We start from the raw sequence: 18,845 nt of genomic DNA on the forward strand, positions 1-18,845 counted from the left end.
CCGCGCCCTCATCTCGCATCGCCCCTGCCGACAGGATAAGACCCATGTCTTCTCAGATCATACCGAACGCTCCCGGCGCGGCCAGGTTCTGGCAGCAGGAGGCCCAGCGCCTCTCGGGCGCTGCGTGGTTCGCGGTGATGGCGCTGTCCAGCGTGGGCATCGTCATCATCGTCAACCAGATCTTCAACCTGCAGGTTCTGGGCTGGCGTCCGATCAGCACGGCCTATTACTATATCGTGCTGGGCCTGTTCATGCCGGTGGCGTTTCTCGGCACGCCGGCGCGGCAGGCCGATGCAACCCGCGTACGCTGGTACGACTGGGTCCTGGCGGCCGCCGCCTTCGGCATTTGCATCTTCTTCTCGACCCGGACCGACGCCATCCTCTATCAGGGCTGGGAATTCGAGGCCCCGACCTATGTGATCGTGATGGCCACCTGTCTTGTGCTTCTGGCGCTGGAAGCGGTGCGCCGCTGCGCGGGCCTGCCGCTGTTCATCATCTGCGCGATCTTCGCGACATTTCCCCTCTATACCGGATACATGCCGGGCTTTCTGTGGGGCGCGCAGATGAATTTCAGCGAAACCATGCTCAGCCATTCGCTGGGCGTCGAAAGCATTATCGGCATTCCGCTCCGCGTCATCGCCGACCTGCTGATCGGCTTCATCCTGTTCGGCGTGGCGCTCACCGTTTCGGGCGGCGGCGCCTTTTTCATGGACCTCGCGAGCGCGCTCATGGGTCACGCGCGCGGCGGGCCGGCGAAGGTCGCGATCCTGTCCTCGGGCTTTTTCGGCTCACTGTCCGGCAGCGTCATATCCAACGTGATCTCGACCGGCTCAATGACCATCCCGACCATGAAGAAATGCGGCTATCCGGCGACCTATGCGGGAGCGGTGGAATCCTGCGCCTCGACGGGCGGAGCGCTGATGCCGCCGGTGATGGGCTCGGTCGCCTTCGTCATGGCGTCCTTCATGAACGTGCCCTATGCCGATATCATGGTCGCGGCAACCGTGCCCGCCCTACTGTTCTATCTGGTGCTGCTGATCCAGACGGATTGCTATGCCGCACGCAACGGGCTGAAGGGCCTGCCGCGCGATCAGTTGCCGAAGCTCTGGCTGGTGCTGCGTTCGGGCTGGATCTACCTCGTTTCGCTCGTCGCGCTGGTCTGGATGCTGCTGGCCACGAATGCAGAGGCGAAGGCTCCTTTCTACATCACTGTCCTTCTGGTCCTGACCGCGCTGTGGCGCGCCCGCAAAAGCGGCATGGGCAAGCCGATCGTCACCATGATCCTCGAGGTCGGAACAACCATCGGGATGCTGGTCGGCGTGCTGGCGGGCGTCGGCATGGTCGTCGGATCGCTGGCGATCACCGGCGTCGGCAATGCCTTCAGCCGCGAGCTGCTGCAATATGCGGGCGGCAACCCCTATCTGCTGCTGGTCTTCGGCGCGATCACCAGCTTCATCCTTGGAATGGGGATGACGGTCTCGGCGTGTTATATCTTCCTGGCTGTCGTTCTGGCGCCGGCACTGACGGAGGCGGGCTTCAGCCAGATGGCCGCTCATCTCTTCATCCTCTATTGGGCGATGCTGTCCTACATCACGCCCCCCGTGGCGATGGCCGCCGTGGCTGCCGCGTCGATCGCCAAGGCGCCGGCGATGCAGACCGGTTTGACGGCAATGCGACTGGGAGCGCTCCTGTTCGTGCTGCCCTTCCTGTTCGTGCTGAACCCGAGCCTGATCCTCCAAGGCGATGCGCTGCATGTCGCGATGGCGGTCGGCACGGCCATCGTCTCGATCCTGATGCTCTCCGCCGCGTCGGAACGCTGGATCTATATCCTCAATCGTTCCGCCAGGGGGTGGGAGGCGGTGGTCCTGCTGATCGGCGGGCTGTGCCTGCTGGTGCCCGAGCGCATGTCCGACCTGATCGGATTTGGCGCGCTGGCGCTGGTCATGGGCCATGGCCTCATCACCCGCAAGAAAGAGGTTGCCGCATGACCACCCTGTCCGTTCCCCTGCCCGACGGCATCACGCTGCATGCCCGCGTTGACGGCCCCGAAGGCGCGCCCTCCGTCGTCTTCGTGAACTCGGTCCTGACCGATCTGTCGGTCTGGGACGCGCAGACCGACGCGCTGGCGGATCGCTATCGCGTGCTGCGCTATGACCAGCGCGGACATGGCGCATCAAACGCGAGCGAAGGCCCCATGGACTTCGCCCGATATGGCGCCGATCTGCTGGCGGTCATGGACGCGGCGGGCGTGGACCGCTGCGCCGTGGTGTGCTTGTCGATGGGCTGCCCCACGGCGCTCGCAGCCCTTGCCGTCGCACCTGACCGGTTCGCAGCCTTCGTCGCCGTGGATGGCGTGATGCGCAGCGCGCCCGGACGCGCGGCGTTCTGGTCCGAGCGGCGCGAAACCGCCCTTCGCGACGGCATGGAGGCGATCGCCGCCGCCACCGCTCCGCGCTGGCTGCCCGGCGAGCCCGAGGACAGCGCGCTCAGCATCCGCCTGCGCGCGATGATCGCGGGAACCAGCGTGAAGGGCTTTGCCGCCGCGACATATGCGCTTTCGGACTACGATCAGACCACCGGGATCGCCTGTCCGGTGCTGGGCATCGCCGGCGCCGATGATGGCGCCATGCCCGACGCGGTGGCGAAACAGTTCGGCGGCCTTGCCGGCGCGCGTACCGCGATCATTCCCGGCGCGGGCCATCTGCCCAATTTCCAGAGCCCAAAGGCGTTCAACGACGCCCTGCTGGCCTTTCTCGACCAGAACTTCCCGACGACCAAGGAGCAAACCTGATGCCAGGACCATTGTCACATATCCGCGTCCTCGACCTCAGCCGCATCATGGCCGGGCCGTGGTGCGGCCAGACCCTCGCCGATCTGGGGGCCGACGTCATCAAGGTCGAGCGCGCGGGCGAAGGCGACGATACCCGTCGCTGGGGGCCTCCGTTCCTGAAGGACAAGGACGGAAAGCCGACGAAGGAATCGGGCTATTACCTGTCGGTCAATCGCGGCAAGCGCTCGGTCGCGCTGGATCTGAAATCGGATGAGGGTCGCGCCGCCGTGCGTGCGCTGGCCGCCAGATCCGATATCGTGCTGGAGAATTTCAAGGCCGGCACGCTGGAGCGGATGGGGCTTGGATACGAGGATCTGCGGCAGGTGAACCCGCGCCTCATCTACTGCTCGATCACCGGCTTCGGCCTTTCGGGGCCGATGAAGGACGACGCGGCCTATGACTTCATGATCCAGGCCATGGGCGGGCTGATGAGCGTGACCGGCGCGCCCGACGACGTGCCGGGAGGCGGCCCGCAGAAAGTGGGGGTTCCCATCGTCGACATCATGACCGGCATGTATGCCAGCATCGGGGTGCTGGCGGCGCTGGCCAATCGCGAGAAAACCGGCAAGGGCGACCATATCGATCTTGCGATGCTGGACGTCTCGGTCGCCATGCTCGCCAATCAGGCGATGAACTACCTTGTCTCGGGCGTTCCGCCCGTCAGGCGCGGCAACCGGCACCCCAACATCCAGCCGCAGAACGTCTACCCTGTGGCGGACGGCCATATCGTGCTTGCCGTCGGCAATGACGGGCAGTTCCGCAAGTTCGCCGAGGTGATCGGACTGCCGGAACTGGCCGACAATCCCGATTTCGCCACCAACCCCGCCCGGGTCGAAAATCTGCCCGCGCTGGAAGAAATCCTGATCGAAGCGCTGGCCAGGGGCGGCGTCGATCACTGGGTCGCGACCTTCGCCAGGGCCGGCGTACCCTCAGGGCCGATCAACACCGTGGATCGCGTCTTCGACGAGCCGCAGGTCCGGCACCGCAAGATGTTGCACGAAATCCCGCACCCGTTGAGCGGAGACCTGAAGCAGGTCGTCAGCCCCTTGAATTTCCGTAACGCGCCTCTGTCGTTCGAAAAGGCCCCGCCGCTCCTTGGCGAACATACGGACGAAGTTCTGCGCGCGCTCGGACTGGAGACAACAGCATGAATAACCGAACGACGTACCCCCAGCCCAATGAAGGCCGCATCAGCTTCCCCACGCCCGACACGATGACAGCCGAACAGCGCGCGGTCTATGAGCAGATCGTGTCCGGCCCCCGTGGCGTACTGGTCGGTCCGTTGCGCGCGGCGCTGCACAACCCGGCGCTGGCCGACCGCTGGCAACGTCTGGGACAGGTGCTCCGGTTCGAGACGTCGCTTCCCATGCATCTCAACGAACTGGCGATCCTCGTGACGGCGCGGCGCTGGAACAGCGATCTGGAATGGGTTATTCACGCCGGCGACGCCGAACGCGCGGGCCTGCCCAAGGCCTATATCCAGGCGATCTATGACGGCCGCGCCCCCGATTTCGGCCCGGATGCCCCGGCGCGCGAGGTCTATGAATTCGCCCGCCAGATGCTGCAGACCGGCAATGTCGAGGATGCAGGCTACGACGCCATCCTTGCCCGCTGGGGCGAGTTGGGCGCGGTCGAACTGACGGCGGTGATCGGCTATTACTCGATGGTCGCGATGACGCTCAACGCCCACCGCGTCCCCCTGCCCGTCGGCGTGGCCGCGACCCTGCTCGGACCGCGCGACCAGCTCTTCACCATGCCTCCGGCGAAGGAGGCCTGATGTTCTACGATCCCCGCCATCAGCATCATGGCCTGCCGCACAATCCGTGGCTGGCCCTGATCGTGCCCCGACCCATCGGCTGGATCTCGACCCTGTCGGCATCGGGCGTGGCCAACCTCGCACCCTATAGCTGCTTCAACGCGATCTCGGGCAAGCCGCCCTTCGTGATGTTCTCCTCCGACAGCCCCAAGCACAGCTACGCCAATGCCGAGGCGACGGGCTATTTCTGCGTCAATATCGCGACCTATGCCCTGCGCGAGGCGATGAACCTCAGCTCCGCGACCTGGCCCGAGGGCGTGGACGAATTCGCCGAAGCCGGGCTGAGCGCCGTGCCTTGCGAGAACATCCCCTGCCCGCGCGTGGCGGAATCGCCCGTGGCCGTGGAATGTATCGTTTCGCAGATTTTGACGCTGAAGCCCTCGACCGGCGCCGAATGCACGAACCGCGTCATCATCGGCGAGGTGGTCGGCATCCATATCGACGAAAGCGTCCTGCAGGATGACGGGATTGTCGATGTCGAGCTGCTGCAGCCGTTGGGCCGGATGGGATATATGGAATACACGGTCCCGCCCCGGTCCTTCACCATGATGCGCCCTGTTATGGGCCCGGACGGAAAGGTTACGCCATGAGCCACGAAACCCTGACGCTGACGGTGGCGGACCACATCGCCACCATCACCATCGCCCGCCCGCCCGTGAATGCGCAGAACAACCGCTTTCGCGAGGAACTGGCCGAGGTGGTGGACAGCCTCGGCGACCGGTCCGATGTGCGCGTCATCATCCTCACAGGCGAAGGCAAGGCATTTTCCGCCGGCGCCGACCTCACCGAGCGTCCGACCCAGGAGCCGGGCCACTACACCGCCCACAACCGCCGCGTCCGGGCCAGCTTCGACTGCCTGCTGGAATGCCCCAAGCCGATCATCGCCGCCGTGAACGGCGCGGCCATCGGCGCGGGCTGCGTGACCGCGCTCTGCTGCGATATCATCGTGACCTCGGAAAAGGGCTTCCTGCAGATGACCGAGGTCAATGTCGGCCTTGCCGGCGGGGTTGCCCATGTGCGCCGTCATTTCGGCGAGAGCGACGCGCGACTGCTGATCATGACGGCACGGCGCATCCATGGGCCCGAACTGTTGCGCATGAACGTCGCCTCGGCATGCACCGCGCCCGAGGATCTGATGCCGACCGCGATCAGCATCGCCGCCGATATCGCCAAGGCGAGCCCCTCTGCCGTGCGCGCGGCGAAACGATCGTTTCAGGTGACCGAGGGCATGTCGATCTACGATGCCTACCGGTTCGAGCAGTCCCAGACAAAGGCTCTGTCGACCTCGGACGACACGGCCGAGGCGATGGCCGCCTTCCGCGAAAAGCGCCCGCCGGCATTCAAGGGCTGATCAGCGCAGCTTGACCTCGATCTTCATCATATCGCCGCGATAGATGCCGTTGGCCAGCAGGACGATGTCCCCGTGCTGGTCGACGGTGATGCGTTGAACTCTGGCCACCGGATCGCCGATCGAGACATTCAGTTCGGTCGCCGTCTCCAGATCGGCGGAGCCGATGGTGACGATCTGGACGGCGTCCTCGATCGTGTGGCCCGGAAGGTCGTGGGCGATCCGCATCGCGGTGATGCGGGAATAGGCCTCATCCGGGATCAGCGGCACGATGCGTTCATCGACATAGACATCGCCGATCATGAATGGCGCACCCGCGCGGCTGTGGCGACGTTTCAGATGCCGGTAAGACGGCGCCGGCCTACCGATTTCGCTTTCACGCCGTGGCAGCTTGACGCCGCGCTCGTCACCCAGAATGTCGATCGTGGCATTGTCGCGCGCGATCAGCAGGCCTGACCAGTCGGTCTTGACCTCACACCACAGATCGCGGTTAGGGCGCTCGACGACGAAGGTGCCCTTGGCGCGATAACGCTCGATCAGGCCCTCGCCCTCGATGATATCCAGCGCCTGCCTTATGGTCATGGTCGCAACGCCACATTGTTCGGCGAGTTCCTTCACGGTCGGGATCTTGGCGCCGATGTCCCATTCGCCCGTTTCGATCCGCTGACGGAACAGACCGGCCAGTTGGATATAGCGCGATACGTTGCTCTTCTGCAGCGCCCTTGCCGTCGCGTTCATCACCGATGTCATGTCATGCACCTTATCCTTTTGCGCAAACCACCTTAGCTGCCCGCCGCAGAACCATAAAGGGCTAAGCTAGGCTTTTGATACAAGCTTTGGTCCTCAGCCCTCGAAGCGCAGATGCCCGGCAGTCACGTCGCCCCCATCCGGCGCATCATCCACAATCGCCGTGCTCGAGACCGAGGGGCGCGCGGCCCAATCCGCCTCCAGCGCGGCAAGCCGCGGGAAATGATCGCGCCAGTTCGAATCGCTCCAGCGGAAATCCATCTGCCCCAGAGCGCAGACGATCGCGACATGGCCGAGACCGAAGGGCGCCGACGCCAGCGCGGGAGCTTCCGCCTCCAGCGTGGCCATGACGGCGCGGGCCTTGGACAGCCAGCCTTGGGTCACCGCATCCCACGGGCCGCCCGGGCGGGTCAGTTCGGTCCGCCACAGCAGCAGCAGGTCGATCAGACCATCGCCCAGAGCCTGCCAGCGCAACTGCTCGAAACGTTTTTCCCCCAGCAGGCCGCCGCCCGCCCGATGGTCCAGATACTCGCAGATCACGCGGCTGTCGAACAGCGCCGTGCCGTCTTCGATCACCAGCGTCGGGATCTTGCCCAACGGGTTGTCGGCCATCACCGCGGCATTCGGCGGCATATGCATGGCGACCACCGAGCGGACCTGCGTGACCTGATCCAGCTGTCCGGTTTCGTTGAGAACGATCATCACCTTGCGCACGAAGGGCGAGCGCGGCGACCAGTGCAATTTCATCATAGAACGGCCTCCCTGTCTGTATCGCCGCCGAAAGGCATGCGGATATCATCACATATGAAAACATGCTGCATGTCGTCAGCCTTTGTGTTCGCTTACGATGCTGTCCAGCATCCGATCGACGGGGCCGGCGACGAAGCCGTAACCGATGGCGTCGGCCAGCCGCGCCTGATCGTCACGGATCGCGGCGCGGTCCTGGTGGGCCGCCCACCAGAGCGGTCCGCCCCGCCAGCGCGGAAAACCATAGCCGTTGCAAAGCGTCACATCCACATCCGAGGGACGCTGCGCCACGCCCTGCTCCAGCAGCAGCGCGGCCTCGTTGACGATGGCGGCCAGAAGCTGGCGCTGGATGGCGTCGTCATCGATCCCGACAGGCACCACGCCCGCCGCCTGCCGCGCTTTTGCGATCACGGCCGCGACCTGTTCTGAGGGGACGGGCTTGCCTTGAGGGTAATCATACCAGCCGCCGCCGGTCTTTCGGCCCAGACGCCCGATCTCGCACAACGTATCCGGGATCGTGACATAGCGCGCCCGCGGATCGCGCGTCGGCGCCTGCCGCTTGCGCATGGCCCAGGCAATATCAAGGCCCGACATATCGGCTACGGCAAACGGCCCCATGGCGAAGCCGAACGCGGTGGCGGCCCGATCCACTTGCTCAGGGTTCGCGCCGTCCAGCACCAGCAGTTCCGCCCGGCGGCGATAGGCTGCGTAAATACGATTGCCGATGAAACCTTCCGCCACGCGCGCGACCACCGGCTGCTTGCCGAGCTTTCGCGCCAGCTTCAGCGCGGTCGCAAGCGTGGCGTTGTCGGTCATATCTGTGCGCACCACCTCGAGCAGGGGCATCACATCGGCCGGGCTGAAGAAGTGCAACCCGACCACGCGGCCCCGATGCGCCAGCCCCTCTGCCATCGCGTCGATGTCCAGATAGGAGGTGTTGGTGGCAAGGATCGCGTCAGGGGCCAGCACGCGCTCAAGCCGTCCAAGAACATCACGCTTGACCTGCATGTCCTCGAACACCGCCTCGATGGCGAGATCGCAACCCGACAGCGCATCGTAACCTGTTGCGCCGGTAACGGCGGCCTTGCGGCGCGCGGCCTCATCAGGCGTCAACCGGCCCTTTTCGAGCGCCGCATCGAGGCTGCCCCGGACCCCGGACATCGCCCTGGCCAGAGCATCCCGATCGCGCTCGACCAGCGTGACCGGCAGCCCGGCCGCGAGGAAGCAGCGAACAATCCCCTGCCCCATCGTGCCGCCGCCGATCACGCCGACCGAACCGACCGCGCGCGCAAGCCCCATGTCCAGCCCGTCCACAGCCGCCGCGCGGCGCTCCGAAAAGAACAGATGGCGCAGTGCGGTCGCATCCTCGCCCACCCGCAGACGCTGGAAGACCGCGCGCTCGTCCGCCAGGGCATCGGCGCCGTCACCCTCGGCGGCGCGGCGTATCAGCCGGATCGCCTCAGCCACGTTGGGGCGGCCCTTGCCGCGATGCAGGGCCTTGTCCGCCGCCGCGTCAATAGCGACCGGATCGTCCGCCGGAGGCGTCAGCGCCATCGTGAGGCGCTTGGGCCGGGCGGCCCCGGCCAGAAAAGCCAGCGCGCCCGCCAGAAGATCCCCCTCAACCACGCGGTCAACCAGACCGATGGTCGCGGCCTGATCCGCCGGGATGCGGCGGGCGGCGCAGATCAGGTCTATCCCGTGCACCAGTCCCGTCAGACGCGGCAAGCGCTGCGTGCCGCCCGCCCCGGGCACGAAACCGAGGCTGACCTCGGGCAGCCCCACCATCGTGCCGGGCGCGGCGAGCCGGTAATCACAGCCCAGGGCCAGTTCCAGCCCCCCGCCCAGGGCGACGCCATGCATGGCCGCCACGACGGGAAAGGGCGCATCCTCGACCAGCCGGATCACGTCGGGCAGTTCAGGCCATTCCAGCTTCTTGCCGAATTCCTTCAGGTCTGAGCCGGCCATGAAGCAGCGCCCGTCGCCAACGATCACCGCGCCGCTTGCGCCGTTTCGCACCGCTGCGGCAAGACCGTCCGCCAGGCCCTTGCGCACGGCGTGAGACCCCGCATTGACCGGCGGATTGCGGATTGTCAGAACGGCGACGCCATCCATCATCCGTATCTCCGCGTCGATCCGCGACTTGTCCTGCTGATCTATCAGCATGCGATCCTCCTCTGCTCACCACCGCTGTTTCATCGCAGCGGACCCTAAATTACATTAAACTAGTTGTATAGTTCTAATCAGTGAAGCAAGCTGTGTCCGCAAACAGGAGGAAACCGGATGAGCCCGTTCGAGAAACTGCGCGTGATCGACGCCACCCATGTGCTGGCCGGCCCCTTCGCGGCCTATCAGATGGCCGTCATGGGAGCCGACGTCATCAAGATCGACCGGCCAGGCGACCCCGATCAGGTTCGCCTGCAAGGCCCTGACAGGGAATTGAGCGCGGCCGAAATGGGCACGACCTATCTGGCCCAGGGCGCCAACAAGCGATCCGCCGCGCTGGACCTGAAGACGGATGGCGGTCAGGAGGCGCTCAAGGCGCTGCTGAAGGATGCCGATGTCTTCATCGAGAATTATCGTCCCGGGGCGCTGGCCTCCCTTGGCCTCGGCTATGAGGAGATCGCGCGGATCAATCCGCGCCTCGTTTATTGCTCCGTCTCGGCCTTCGGACAGACCGGGCCGCGCGGGCCGGAAACCGGCTATGATTTCGTCTTTCAGGCTGTCGCCGGACTGATGGCCTTGACCGGAACCGGGGAGACGGGGCCGCTGAAGACCGGCGCGCCCGTGGTCGATTACGCCACCGGCTACATGACCGCCTTTGCCATCACCGCTGCACTCTATCACCGCGAACGCACGGGACGCGGTCAGCATATCGATCTTGCCATGTTCGATGCCACGCTGATGCTGATGAGCACCCATATCACCGCGCTGACAGCGGCGGGAAAATCGCCTCACCCCGAAGGCAACCGCTTCAACGTCGCAGGCGTGGGCGCCTATGACACCGCCGATGGATTGCTGATGCTGGGGGCCGCGAACATGCGCCAGCAGAAACGTCTTTGGCTGGCGCTTGACCGCCCCGACATGGTCAAGACGGCCCATGCCGACCGCATCGAAGCCCATGCCGCCGAGGCCGCCGTGCTGCGCGACATGATGTTGACCCGCACAGCCTCCGATTGGGAAGCGTTTCTGCGCGAGCACGGCGTCCCCGCGGGCAAGGTGCGTTCGATGGACGAAGCCCTGGCCGATCCGCAACTGGACCATCGCGGCGTGCTGCAATCCCTGCCTCAACCGCTGGGCCGCCCGGGCGAGTATCGCGTGCCCGTGGCGCCCTTCCTGATGTCCGACGGCAATCCGAGAGTGAAAACCCCGCCCCCCGCTCTTGGCCAGCATACCGAGGAAATCCTGGCTGAGGCAGGTTTCGATGCGGATCGCATCGCGGCGCTGATCGCCGGGGGCGCCGCCGTCCAGGCTAAATAAGTTGTAAAATCATATTTATGCTTTATCTTGGGCATGTCGCGTCTGGCGACAAGAACCATGGGAGGAGAAAACATGAAAACAGTAATCGCAGCGATGGGGCTGAGCCTTGCCCTGACAGGAGCCGTCATGGCCGCCGAGGCACAAGAGAAAACCGCAATGAACGGCGATAATCAGGTGGGATACTCGGTCAGAGGCGATGGGCCGCTGGTGGTGATGATCGCCTCGACAGGGCGCGGATCGTCCGAGTTCGCGCCGCTGGCCGACCGGCTGGCCGAACGCGGCTACAAGGTCGTGCTGCCCGAACCGCGCGGCATCGGCCAGAGCACGGGCAAGATGGATGACGTCAGCTTTCACGATTTCGGCGACGATTTCGCAGCCGTGATCGAACAGGAGGGCGGACCAGCCATCGTCGCAGGCCATGCCTATGGCCAATGGATCGCCAAGACCGTGGCCTCGGATCACCCCGACATGGTCAGCGGCGTCGTTCTGCTGGCGGGCGGCGCAAAGTCCTGGCCGCCGGAACTGTCGGACGCGATCACCATGATCAACGACCCGGATTCGACCCGCGATCAGAAGATGCAGGGGCTGATGCTGGCCTTCTTCACCGACGAGGAAACCGCCGAGCCGTGGCTGGAGGGCTGGCATCAGGACGTCACCCGGAGCCAGCGCGCCGCGCGCAAGCAGACCGAGCGCGACAGCTACTGGTCGGGCGGCGCCGCGCCGATCCTCGACCTGCAGGCGGGCTCCGACCCGTTCCGCCCCGCGGTATCGCGCAACGAGGTACGCGACGAGTTGGGCGCCGACCGCGTCACGGTTATGGTGATCGACGGCGCCAGCCACGCTTTGCCTGCCGCAAAACCCGTCGAAACGGCGGACGCCATCGCCGATTGGGCGGACGGCATCGTCAAGCAATAGCCCCAGTAGGACAACGAGCATCCCGGGATCGTCTGATGGCCTGATGCGGGTTCGCTTTTCACAAGCACCGCATTTGTCTGTCGGGGACTGTTCCCGGGCCGCAAGGAACGGTCCGCCATCGCAGCGCACCTGCCCTGCTCAAAGCGTTCGATCCTGCGCGACGCAATCTTCGCGGAGAGCTAAGCAGCTAAAGCATTCCCCGCGCGATATGCTCGATCTTCTGCGTGACCTCAAGCAGGCGCGGCGCGAGTTCCTGTTCCAGCCTCTCCGTGGTGAAAAGGGAGCGCAGGCCGCCGACATTGACGCAATAGACGGGATAGCCATCCGGCCTTCGGATCACCGCGCCGGCGGAATTCGCCTCGGCGATCCAGTCGCCATTGCTCAGCGCGAAGCCGTTGCGCTCGGCATAGGCGATCGCCGCACGCGTCTTGACCTCCATCTCCGGCCAACCCTCGCCGAACTGTTTTGCCGCAGCGCTCAGGCACGCCTCCCGTTCCTTTTCCGGCAGGGCAGCGAGAAAGGCGCGGCCCATGCCGGTGGAAACCATGGGAATGCGCGAACCGACCCCGAGGCGAATTGCCATCGAGGCCTTGGTGCGGCAGGCCTCGACATAGATGATCTCGTTTCCGTCAAGGGTGCCGAGATAGACGCTGGCATTGGCGTATTCGGCAAGCGACTGCATGTAGGGCCGCGCGATGTCGCGGATCTCCATCTGCGCCATCACGTCATAGCCGAGCGTCAACACCGCGGGGCCCAGCGAATAACGCCCGGTCTCCTCGTCATGGTTGAGATAGCCCAATTCCGTAAGCGTGAAGGTCAGCCGCGAGACCGTCGCCTTGGACAGGCCGACGCGCCCGGCGATCTCGGCGTTGCCGATCGGCCGGTTGTCGGGACCGAACGCCTTCAGGACGGCCAGTCCGCGTGCGAGGCCGGAGTTGATCCTGTAGTCTTTTTTGCCGCTTGAAGGGGGCGGCGCTTCTTTTCTTCTGACCAAGGCGGTTTCCATTCGGGAGACGATCGGACAGTCATTTTGTCTGTGAGACATATCCACAAGGAAACCCAAATGCAAACGTCAAGCCGGGCAAGAACAGGCAAGGCTCGCGCGGCGGCCTCCTCCGCCGCGCGATACCGCCCGTTTTGCGCCCTCAGGCCGAGGGCGGCGACCAGGCTTCCGGCGCCCGGGGATGGATGTCGGTGACGACATCGATCAGCGCCGGCCGGCGCGCGGCGATCGCCGCCTTCAGCACCGGTCCGAGGTCCTCCGGCCGCTCCACCCGGTAGCCGTCAACGCCGAAATCCTTCGCCACGGCGCGGAAATCCGTCGGGCCGAACCGGTTGATCTCTTCCGGGGAACCACCGCTTCGCCCGGCATAGAAGGAGGCGACCTTCGGCGTTCCCTGGCCGAAGCCGGAATTGTTGTTGATCACAGTCACCACCGGTATGTTCCAGCGGCTCTGGGTCTCCAGCTCGCTCAGATGATAGTAGAACGCCCCGTCGCCGGAGAAACACACAACCGGGCGGTCGGGCGCGCCGCACTGGGCGCCGAGCGCGGCGGGAAAGGCCCAGCCGAGCGAACCCGCGGCCCGCAGATAACTCTGGCCCTTGTGCGGCAGGTCCAGCATGGTCGCCGTCCAGATGCCGGAATAGCCGGTATCGGCCACCAGCACGGCATTTTCCGGCAGCGCGTCGGAAATTTCGCGGCAAAGCCGTTCCACCCTCAAGGGGGTCGCGTCAGAGGAGAGATGCGGCTCCATCTCGCCCCGCCACAGCGCGATCCGACGGGCCGCATGGGTGGCGAAGGTCTTCCAGCTTTCCTTTGGAGACACGGCCGCGTCGAGATCGGCAACCGCCTGGCGCGGGCAACCCCAGACGCCGGTCACGCCCGGATAGTTGCGGCCGATCTCCTGCCCGTCGAGATCGATCTGGATGATCGCGCCGCCCTGTCGGGGCACGGTATAATTATTGGTCGGCTGGTCCCCGGCATGGCAACCGATATAGATGACGAGATCGGCCTCGTAGACGAGCTGATTGCCGGTCGGAGCCGAATAGGTTCCAACCGTGCCGATATGCAGTTTGTGGGTCGTGGGAACGATGGTGCGGCCGCCGAGCGAGGTGGCGACGGGAATGGCGCAGCGCTCCGCGAAGGCCAGGATTTCAGCATGCGCGCCGGCCTGGATCGCGCCGGCGCCGACCACCATGACGGGACGCTCGGCTACGCAAAGCCGCGCCGCGGCGGCCTCGATCATCGGTTTCGGCGCGACGGGGCGATGAACGGGCAAACATCCAAGCGCGGCATCGGGAAAGGTCGGTGACGGGACATCGCCCTTTTCCAAGATCTCGCCGCCAAGCCCGTTCAGGTCCAGATGCACCGGGCGGGGCGATCCGTCGGTCGCCATGCGGAAGGCCTGCGCCAGAAGATGCGGCAGTTCCCGCGCCTCGGCGATATCCATGCTGGCCTTGGTGACCGATGAGAAGAAAGGCGTGTGCGCCACTTCCTGATAGGCGTTGCGATAGCGCAGCATCGGTTCCTTGCGCCCGGTCAGCGCCACCACCGGCGCGCGATGCAGGAAGGCGTCCTGAAGCCCCGCCGCCAGATTTGCCGCGCCGACCGACTGCGCCATGCACACGCCCACCCGGTTGCTCACCCGCGCATAACCGTCGGCCATGTAGGCCGCCGATTTTTCCGAATGCGCCAATATGCGCGTGATGCCGAGTTCCTCCATCTCGACCAGCGTCGGCCGCAGGATTGCGTCCATGAAGAACACGTGGCTGACGCCGAGCGCCTTGAAGGCTTCCGCGAGATAGCGCGCGCCCTTCATCGAAGTCGTTTTTTCCTCTGTCATGATTTGCTTCCCTCCCATTTTTTGAAAGCGCTTTCAAATCGCAAGGATTCCCGACTACCGATCTAAAATCAATGTCTATTTTCATTTTTGAAATAGTATTTCAATAATTTTTGAATTCGTTTGCATTCGAAAAAACCAGCGCTAGGATGAGGACGGAGAAACATAAGAGAGCACGAGACGTGGCGCGGAAAGAGGAGCTGCAGCCGGCAGGCCGGCGGGTGAGAATGGAGGAGGTCGCTCGCGTCGCCGGCGTGTCGCCGGCCACGGTTTCGCGCGCGCTGAAATCGCCTGACACCGTTTCGAAGAAGCGTCTTGCCCAGGTTCTGGAAGCCGCCCGGCGCCTCGGTTACGCGCCGAACCCCATTGCCGGCAGCCTGGCCGGCACGCGCACCCCGCTGGTAGGCGTGATCGTGCCGAGCCTCACCAACGCCTTTTTCGCCGTGACGCTCGAACGCATGTCGGCCATCCTCGAGGCCGAGGGCTATCAGCTGATGATCGGCCAACACGGCTATGACGCCGCCCGCGAGGAGCGCATCATCAACGCCTTTGCGGGCTGGAATCCGGCGGCCCTGGTGGTGACCGGCCGCGACCATACGCGCGGCGCGGTCAAGCTTCTGTCATCGGCCCCCTGCCCGGTGATCGAGATGTGGGATTATGACGAGCGCCCGCTCGACAGCGGCATCGGCTTCAGCAATCGCGAGGCCGGGCGTCTCGCCGGACGCTATTTCGCCGAAAACGGCCATGAACACGTTGCCTATGTCGGTGCGACGCTCGACACCGACCCGCGCGCCCGTGCCCGCGCCGAGGGCTTTCTGGAAGCATTCCGGCAGGAAACCGGCCACGACGCCAGGCTGATGGCGGTCGTGAGCCGCGACCTTGGCGAAGGCGGCGCGGCGCTGAAATCGGTTCTGGAACAAGGCCCCGAAACGACTGCGATCGCCTTTTCCGGCGATATGCTGGCGGTCGGCGCGATGTTCGAGGCCGCGCGGATGGGGCTTTCTATTCCAGCCGATCTCGCACTTCTCGGCTATGGCGATCTCGACATCGCCGCCCACACCAATCCGCCGCTTTCGACCATCCGCCCGCCGCACGAAAAGATCGGGGCGGCGGTGGCGCGCCACATTCTCGAACGTCTCGCCAATCCCGAGGCCGGCGGCGAAAACCTGGATCTCGGCGTCGAACTCGTCGTGAGGAGCACGGCCTGAACACAGACCGAAACTGTCGTTGAACGGGAGGAGGAGCCCAATGACCATTACATCCGTCGCCGTGATCGGCGCGGGAACCATGGGCCACGCGCTGGCGCTGGTTCATGCGCTGGGCGGTTGCCGCGTTTTCCTGCATGATGCGGCGCCGGCCGTGCTCGAACGCGCGCCGACGCTGATCACTGCCGCCTCTGCCACGCTCGTTGAGGCCGGCGCCGTGACGGCGGAAGACGCGCAAGCCGCCGGCCGGCGCATCGTTCCGGCCGACACATTGGCCGAGGCCGTTTCCGGGGTCGATCTCGTGGTCGAGGCCGTCGTCGAGAAGGCGGAAATCAAACGCGCGGTGTTCACTGACATCGACCGGCACGCCCCGCCATCGGCGATCATCGCCTCGAACACGTCCTATCTCGACGTCTTCCCGCTCGTCCCGGAGGCGCGCCAGTCGCGCGCGGCGATCGCCCACTGGTACACGCCGCCCTATATCGTCGACCTCGTCGACCTTGCGCCCGGTCCCTCGACCGCGCCGGAGACGATCGAGACGCTTCGCCAGCTCTATCAGGGCTTCGGCAAGGCGCCGCTGGTGTTCGACCGGCTGGTTCCCGGCTACATCGCCAACCGGCTGCAGGCGGCGCTGAACCTCGAATGCCTGCGCATGATCGACGAAGGCTGGGCGAGCGCCGCCGATATCGATTTTTCGATCCGCCACGGACTGGTCCATCGCCTCGCCGTGCTCGGTCACATGCGAAAGATGGACTATACCGGGCTCGAAATGGTGCGCAACGGACTTGCCGGCCGCACCTACCAACCGCCGGAAAACACCGGCGAAAGCCCGGTTCTCGACCGGTTGATCGCGGCGGGCCGCACCGGCGTTTTCGCCGGCGCCGGCTTCTATGACTATGACGGCACGCCCGTCGACGAATTGCTGCACCGGCGCGACCTGCGCCTGCTGCAGCTGAAAACCGAGCTTCAGAACCTGATGGGAGAGGATGAATGATCACGGCTGATCTTTCGGGCAAGCGCGCGCTGGTGACCGGCGGCGCGTCCGGTATCGGGCTTGCAACCACGACGATGCTGGCGGAGATGGGGGCGAAGGTGGCGCTGAACCATCTGGAAGACGACCCCGCCGGACCCGCGCGCGTGGCGGAGCTTGCGGCGCGCGGACTGGACGTCATCGCCGCCCCCGGCAACATCTCCATACCCGGCAATGCCGAGGCCATGGCGCAACGGGCCGTCGAAGCGATGGGCGGGCTCGATTATCTGGTCAACAATGCCGGAACCTCGGGCACGCAGGACAAGATCCAGCCGTCCGAACTCGACAGGATGACGGAGGAGTTCTGGCAGCTCCTGCTCAACACCAACCTGATCGGAGCGTTCCGCTGCGCCCATGCCGCAGCCGATGCGCTGAAGCAAAGCCGGGGTGCGATCGTGAACATGACCTCGATCGCCGGCATCGGCCAGCAGGGCAGTTCGATTGCCTATGCGGCCAGCAAGTCGGCCCTTGTCAGTCTTACCCGAAGCCTCGCGCGCGGTCTTGCCCCGCAGGTGCGCGTCAACGCCGTCGCCCCGGGCCAGACGCGAACGCCATGGACCGACAACTGGCCGGAGGAGCGCAAGCAATGGGCACGCGATCTCGCGGTGCTCAAGCGCCGCTCCGAGCCCGAGGATATCGCCGAGGCCGTGCTTTATCTCTGCGCCGGGGCGAGCATGGTCACCGGCCATGTTCTGGTGGTCGACGGCGGCATGACGCTCTGAAAGCATGCGGGCGTCCCGGCGGGGCGCCCATCGCTCAAGATTTCAAAGCGATACGATGCGATCCGCCGTCCCGGCGCGATCAGGCCGCTTCGGCGAACCTCTTCAGATGCGCCGCCCGGTTGCCGCCGGTCTGGTTCAGCACCAGAAGGCGCTTCACCAGATGGCCGACATTGAGCTCATCGGTCACGCCCATGCCGCCATGCAACTGGACCGCATCGCGCAAAACGGCGCGCGCGGCATCGGCGATCTTCACCCGCGCCGCAGAGACAAGACGCGCGCGAAACAGGGCGTCGGCGCTCTCCATCGCCTCGGCCGCCAGCAGCACCATCGATCGCGCCTCCTCGCGCGCGATGAACATGTCGGCCATCCTGTGCTGCACCGCCTGGAACTTGCCGATGGGGCGGCCGAACTGTTCGCGCAGCTTCACATAGTCGAGCGTTGCCCGATAGAGCGCGTCGATCACGCCACAGCTTTCGGCAAGCACGCCGATCATGGCGAGATCCGCGCCAAAATCGAGCGCCGCGCCGCAATCAGCGATCATATCGGCGGCCGGGCGGCTGACGCCGTCGAAACAGACCCGCGCCGCCGCCTGTCCGTCGACCAGCCGGCACGGCGTCACCTGCGCCGCGCCTGCCGGAACGCGCAGGAGAAGCCGGTCGCCGTCCATTTCCGCGACAACCCAGAAGGCGGCAGCCGCGGCAGCGCCCACAAGGGCCGGAACGGTTCCCGAAAGAACGATCGTCTCGCCATCCCGGCGCGCCGCGAGCGGCCGCCCCTCTCCCCCATCGGCGATGAGTTCGATGCGCGCGCCGGAAAGAATGGGCGCAAGTGCCACCTCCGCAACGCTTTCGGGAAGCGCGCGCGCAAGCGTCGCCGCCGTGCCGAGCGCCACGGGCCCCACGGGTTCGAGAACGAGGCCCGCGCCCAGCGCCTCCATCAGCGGCACGATCTGCACCGGAGAAAGCCCAAGACCGCCGGCGTCCTCCGGAACGGGTGCTGCAAGCCAGCCGAGTTCGGCCATTTCCGCGAAATGTCGCGGCAGTTGGTCCGGCGCATCGGAAAGGGCGGCCGCGCGCTGTTCAAGCGCGTAATTGTCGGCCACGAAGCGCTCGGCGGTGTCCCTGAGCAGGAGCGCCTCCCCGGAGGGCGGTTCGAAACGTATCATGTT

17 protein-coding genes are annotated in these 18,845 nt (G+C 65.4%); 11 read left to right on the forward strand and 6 right to left on the reverse strand.

Annotation, left to right across the window (positions count from 1 at the left end; all coding sequences use genetic code 11):
* The first annotated feature begins 44 nt into the window (after nucleotides 1–44).
* The 6 genes from HQ843_RS19200 to HQ843_RS19225 are packed head-to-tail and all read left to right on the forward strand — an operon-like array spanning nucleotide 45 to nucleotide 5,997.
* Entirely contained in the window at nucleotides 45–1,988 is a 1,944-nt protein-coding gene (locus HQ843_RS19200) for a TRAP transporter permease (RefSeq protein WP_180901665.1), read from the forward strand.
* Entirely contained in the window at nucleotides 1,985–2,791 is an 807-nt protein-coding gene (locus tag HQ843_RS19205) for an alpha/beta fold hydrolase (protein WP_180901664.1), read from the forward strand. Before HQ843_RS19200 ends, HQ843_RS19205 begins: the two co-directional genes overlap by 4 nt.
* Nucleotides 2,791–3,981, forward strand: coding sequence for a CaiB/BaiF CoA transferase family protein (locus HQ843_RS19210; protein WP_180901663.1), 1,191 nt, complete (start codon nucleotides 2,791–2,793; stop codon nucleotides 3,979–3,981). Before HQ843_RS19205 ends, HQ843_RS19210 begins: the two co-directional genes overlap by 1 nt.
* Entirely contained in the window at nucleotides 3,978–4,607 is a 630-nt protein-coding gene (locus tag HQ843_RS19215) for a carboxymuconolactone decarboxylase family protein (protein WP_180901662.1), read from the forward strand. Before HQ843_RS19210 ends, HQ843_RS19215 begins: the two co-directional genes overlap by 4 nt.
* Nucleotides 4,607–5,236, forward strand: coding sequence for a flavin reductase family protein (locus HQ843_RS19220; RefSeq protein ID WP_180901661.1), 630 nt, complete (start codon nucleotides 4,607–4,609; stop codon nucleotides 5,234–5,236). Before HQ843_RS19215 ends, HQ843_RS19220 begins: the two co-directional genes overlap by 1 nt.
* Complete coding sequence (locus HQ843_RS19225) at nucleotides 5,233–5,997, forward strand: enoyl-CoA hydratase/isomerase family protein (RefSeq protein ID WP_180901660.1); 765 nt, start codon at nucleotides 5,233–5,235, stop codon at nucleotides 5,995–5,997. The genes HQ843_RS19220 and HQ843_RS19225 overlap by 4 nt, the downstream gene beginning before the upstream one ends.
* Here the strand turns inward: HQ843_RS19225 and HQ843_RS19230 are convergent, their stop codons facing one another.
* The 3 genes from HQ843_RS19230 to HQ843_RS19240 form a co-directional block, all read right to left on the reverse strand.
* The gene (locus HQ843_RS19230) at nucleotides 5,998–6,744 is read right to left on the reverse strand and encodes a GntR family transcriptional regulator (RefSeq protein WP_180901659.1); all 747 of its coding nucleotides are present in this window, start codon (nucleotides 6,742–6,744) and stop codon (nucleotides 5,998–6,000) included.
* A 93-nt stretch (nucleotides 6,745–6,837) separates the two neighbouring features.
* The gene (locus HQ843_RS19235) at nucleotides 6,838–7,491 is read right to left on the reverse strand and encodes a glutathione S-transferase (RefSeq protein WP_210275317.1); all 654 of its coding nucleotides are present in this window, start codon (nucleotides 7,489–7,491) and stop codon (nucleotides 6,838–6,840) included.
* A gap of 75 nt (nucleotides 7,492–7,566) precedes the next feature.
* Nucleotides 7,567–9,651, reverse strand: coding sequence for a 3-hydroxyacyl-CoA dehydrogenase NAD-binding domain-containing protein (locus HQ843_RS19240; protein ID WP_180901658.1), 2,085 nt, complete (start codon nucleotides 9,649–9,651; stop codon nucleotides 7,567–7,569).
* 117 nt (nucleotides 9,652–9,768) lie between these two features.
* On the opposite strand from HQ843_RS19240, the gene HQ843_RS19245 reads away from it, so the two are divergent.
* Nucleotides 9,769–10,965 (forward strand): CaiB/BaiF CoA transferase family protein, encoded by a 1,197-nt coding sequence (locus HQ843_RS19245; RefSeq protein WP_180901657.1) that lies wholly within the window; start codon nucleotides 9,769–9,771, stop codon nucleotides 10,963–10,965.
* 72 nt (nucleotides 10,966–11,037) lie between these two features.
* A complete protein-coding gene (locus HQ843_RS19250; protein ID WP_180901656.1) occupies nucleotides 11,038–11,880 on the forward strand; it encodes an alpha/beta fold hydrolase in 843 nt (280 codons plus the stop codon).
* 187 nt (nucleotides 11,881–12,067) lie between these two features.
* On the opposite strand, the gene HQ843_RS19255 is transcribed toward HQ843_RS19250, so the two are convergent.
* Both HQ843_RS19255 and HQ843_RS19260 read right to left on the reverse strand, forming a co-directional pair.
* Complete coding sequence (locus HQ843_RS19255; RefSeq protein WP_180901655.1) at nucleotides 12,068–12,874, reverse strand: IclR family transcriptional regulator; 807 nt, start codon at nucleotides 12,872–12,874, stop codon at nucleotides 12,068–12,070.
* A gap of 151 nt (nucleotides 12,875–13,025) precedes the next feature.
* A complete protein-coding gene (locus HQ843_RS19260) occupies nucleotides 13,026–14,723 on the reverse strand; it encodes a thiamine pyrophosphate-binding protein (protein WP_210275316.1) in 1,698 nt (565 codons plus the stop codon).
* Between the two features lie 224 nt (nucleotides 14,724–14,947).
* Here HQ843_RS19260 and HQ843_RS19265 point away from each other — a divergent pair, with 224 nt between their 5' ends.
* The 3 genes from HQ843_RS19265 to HQ843_RS19275 are packed head-to-tail and all read left to right on the forward strand — an operon-like array spanning nucleotide 14,948 to nucleotide 17,677.
* On the forward strand, nucleotides 14,948–15,928 hold the full coding sequence (locus HQ843_RS19265) for a LacI family DNA-binding transcriptional regulator (protein WP_180901654.1): 981 nt from the start codon (nucleotides 14,948–14,950) through the stop codon (nucleotides 15,926–15,928).
* A 40-nt stretch (nucleotides 15,929–15,968) separates the two neighbouring features.
* The gene (locus HQ843_RS19270) at nucleotides 15,969–16,919 is read left to right on the forward strand and encodes a 3-hydroxyacyl-CoA dehydrogenase family protein (protein WP_246710163.1); all 951 of its coding nucleotides are present in this window, start codon (nucleotides 15,969–15,971) and stop codon (nucleotides 16,917–16,919) included.
* Nucleotides 16,916–17,677, forward strand: coding sequence for an SDR family NAD(P)-dependent oxidoreductase (locus HQ843_RS19275; protein ID WP_180901653.1), 762 nt, complete (start codon nucleotides 16,916–16,918; stop codon nucleotides 17,675–17,677). Before HQ843_RS19270 ends, HQ843_RS19275 begins: the two co-directional genes overlap by 4 nt.
* Nucleotides 17,678–17,756: 79 nt before the next feature.
* Here HQ843_RS19275 and HQ843_RS19280 read toward each other — a convergent pair whose 3' ends face one another.
* Nucleotides 17,757–18,842 carry an acyl-CoA dehydrogenase family protein gene (locus tag HQ843_RS19280; RefSeq protein WP_180901652.1) on the reverse strand — a complete coding sequence of 362 codons (1,086 nt, stop codon included), beginning with the start codon at nucleotides 18,840–18,842 and terminating at the stop codon, nucleotides 17,757–17,759.
* Nucleotides 18,843–18,845 lie beyond the last annotated feature (3 nt).

Source organism: Martelella sp. NC20, from assembly GCF_013459645.1.
Taxonomy (GTDB): domain Bacteria; phylum Pseudomonadota; class Alphaproteobacteria; order Rhizobiales; family Rhizobiaceae; genus Martelella.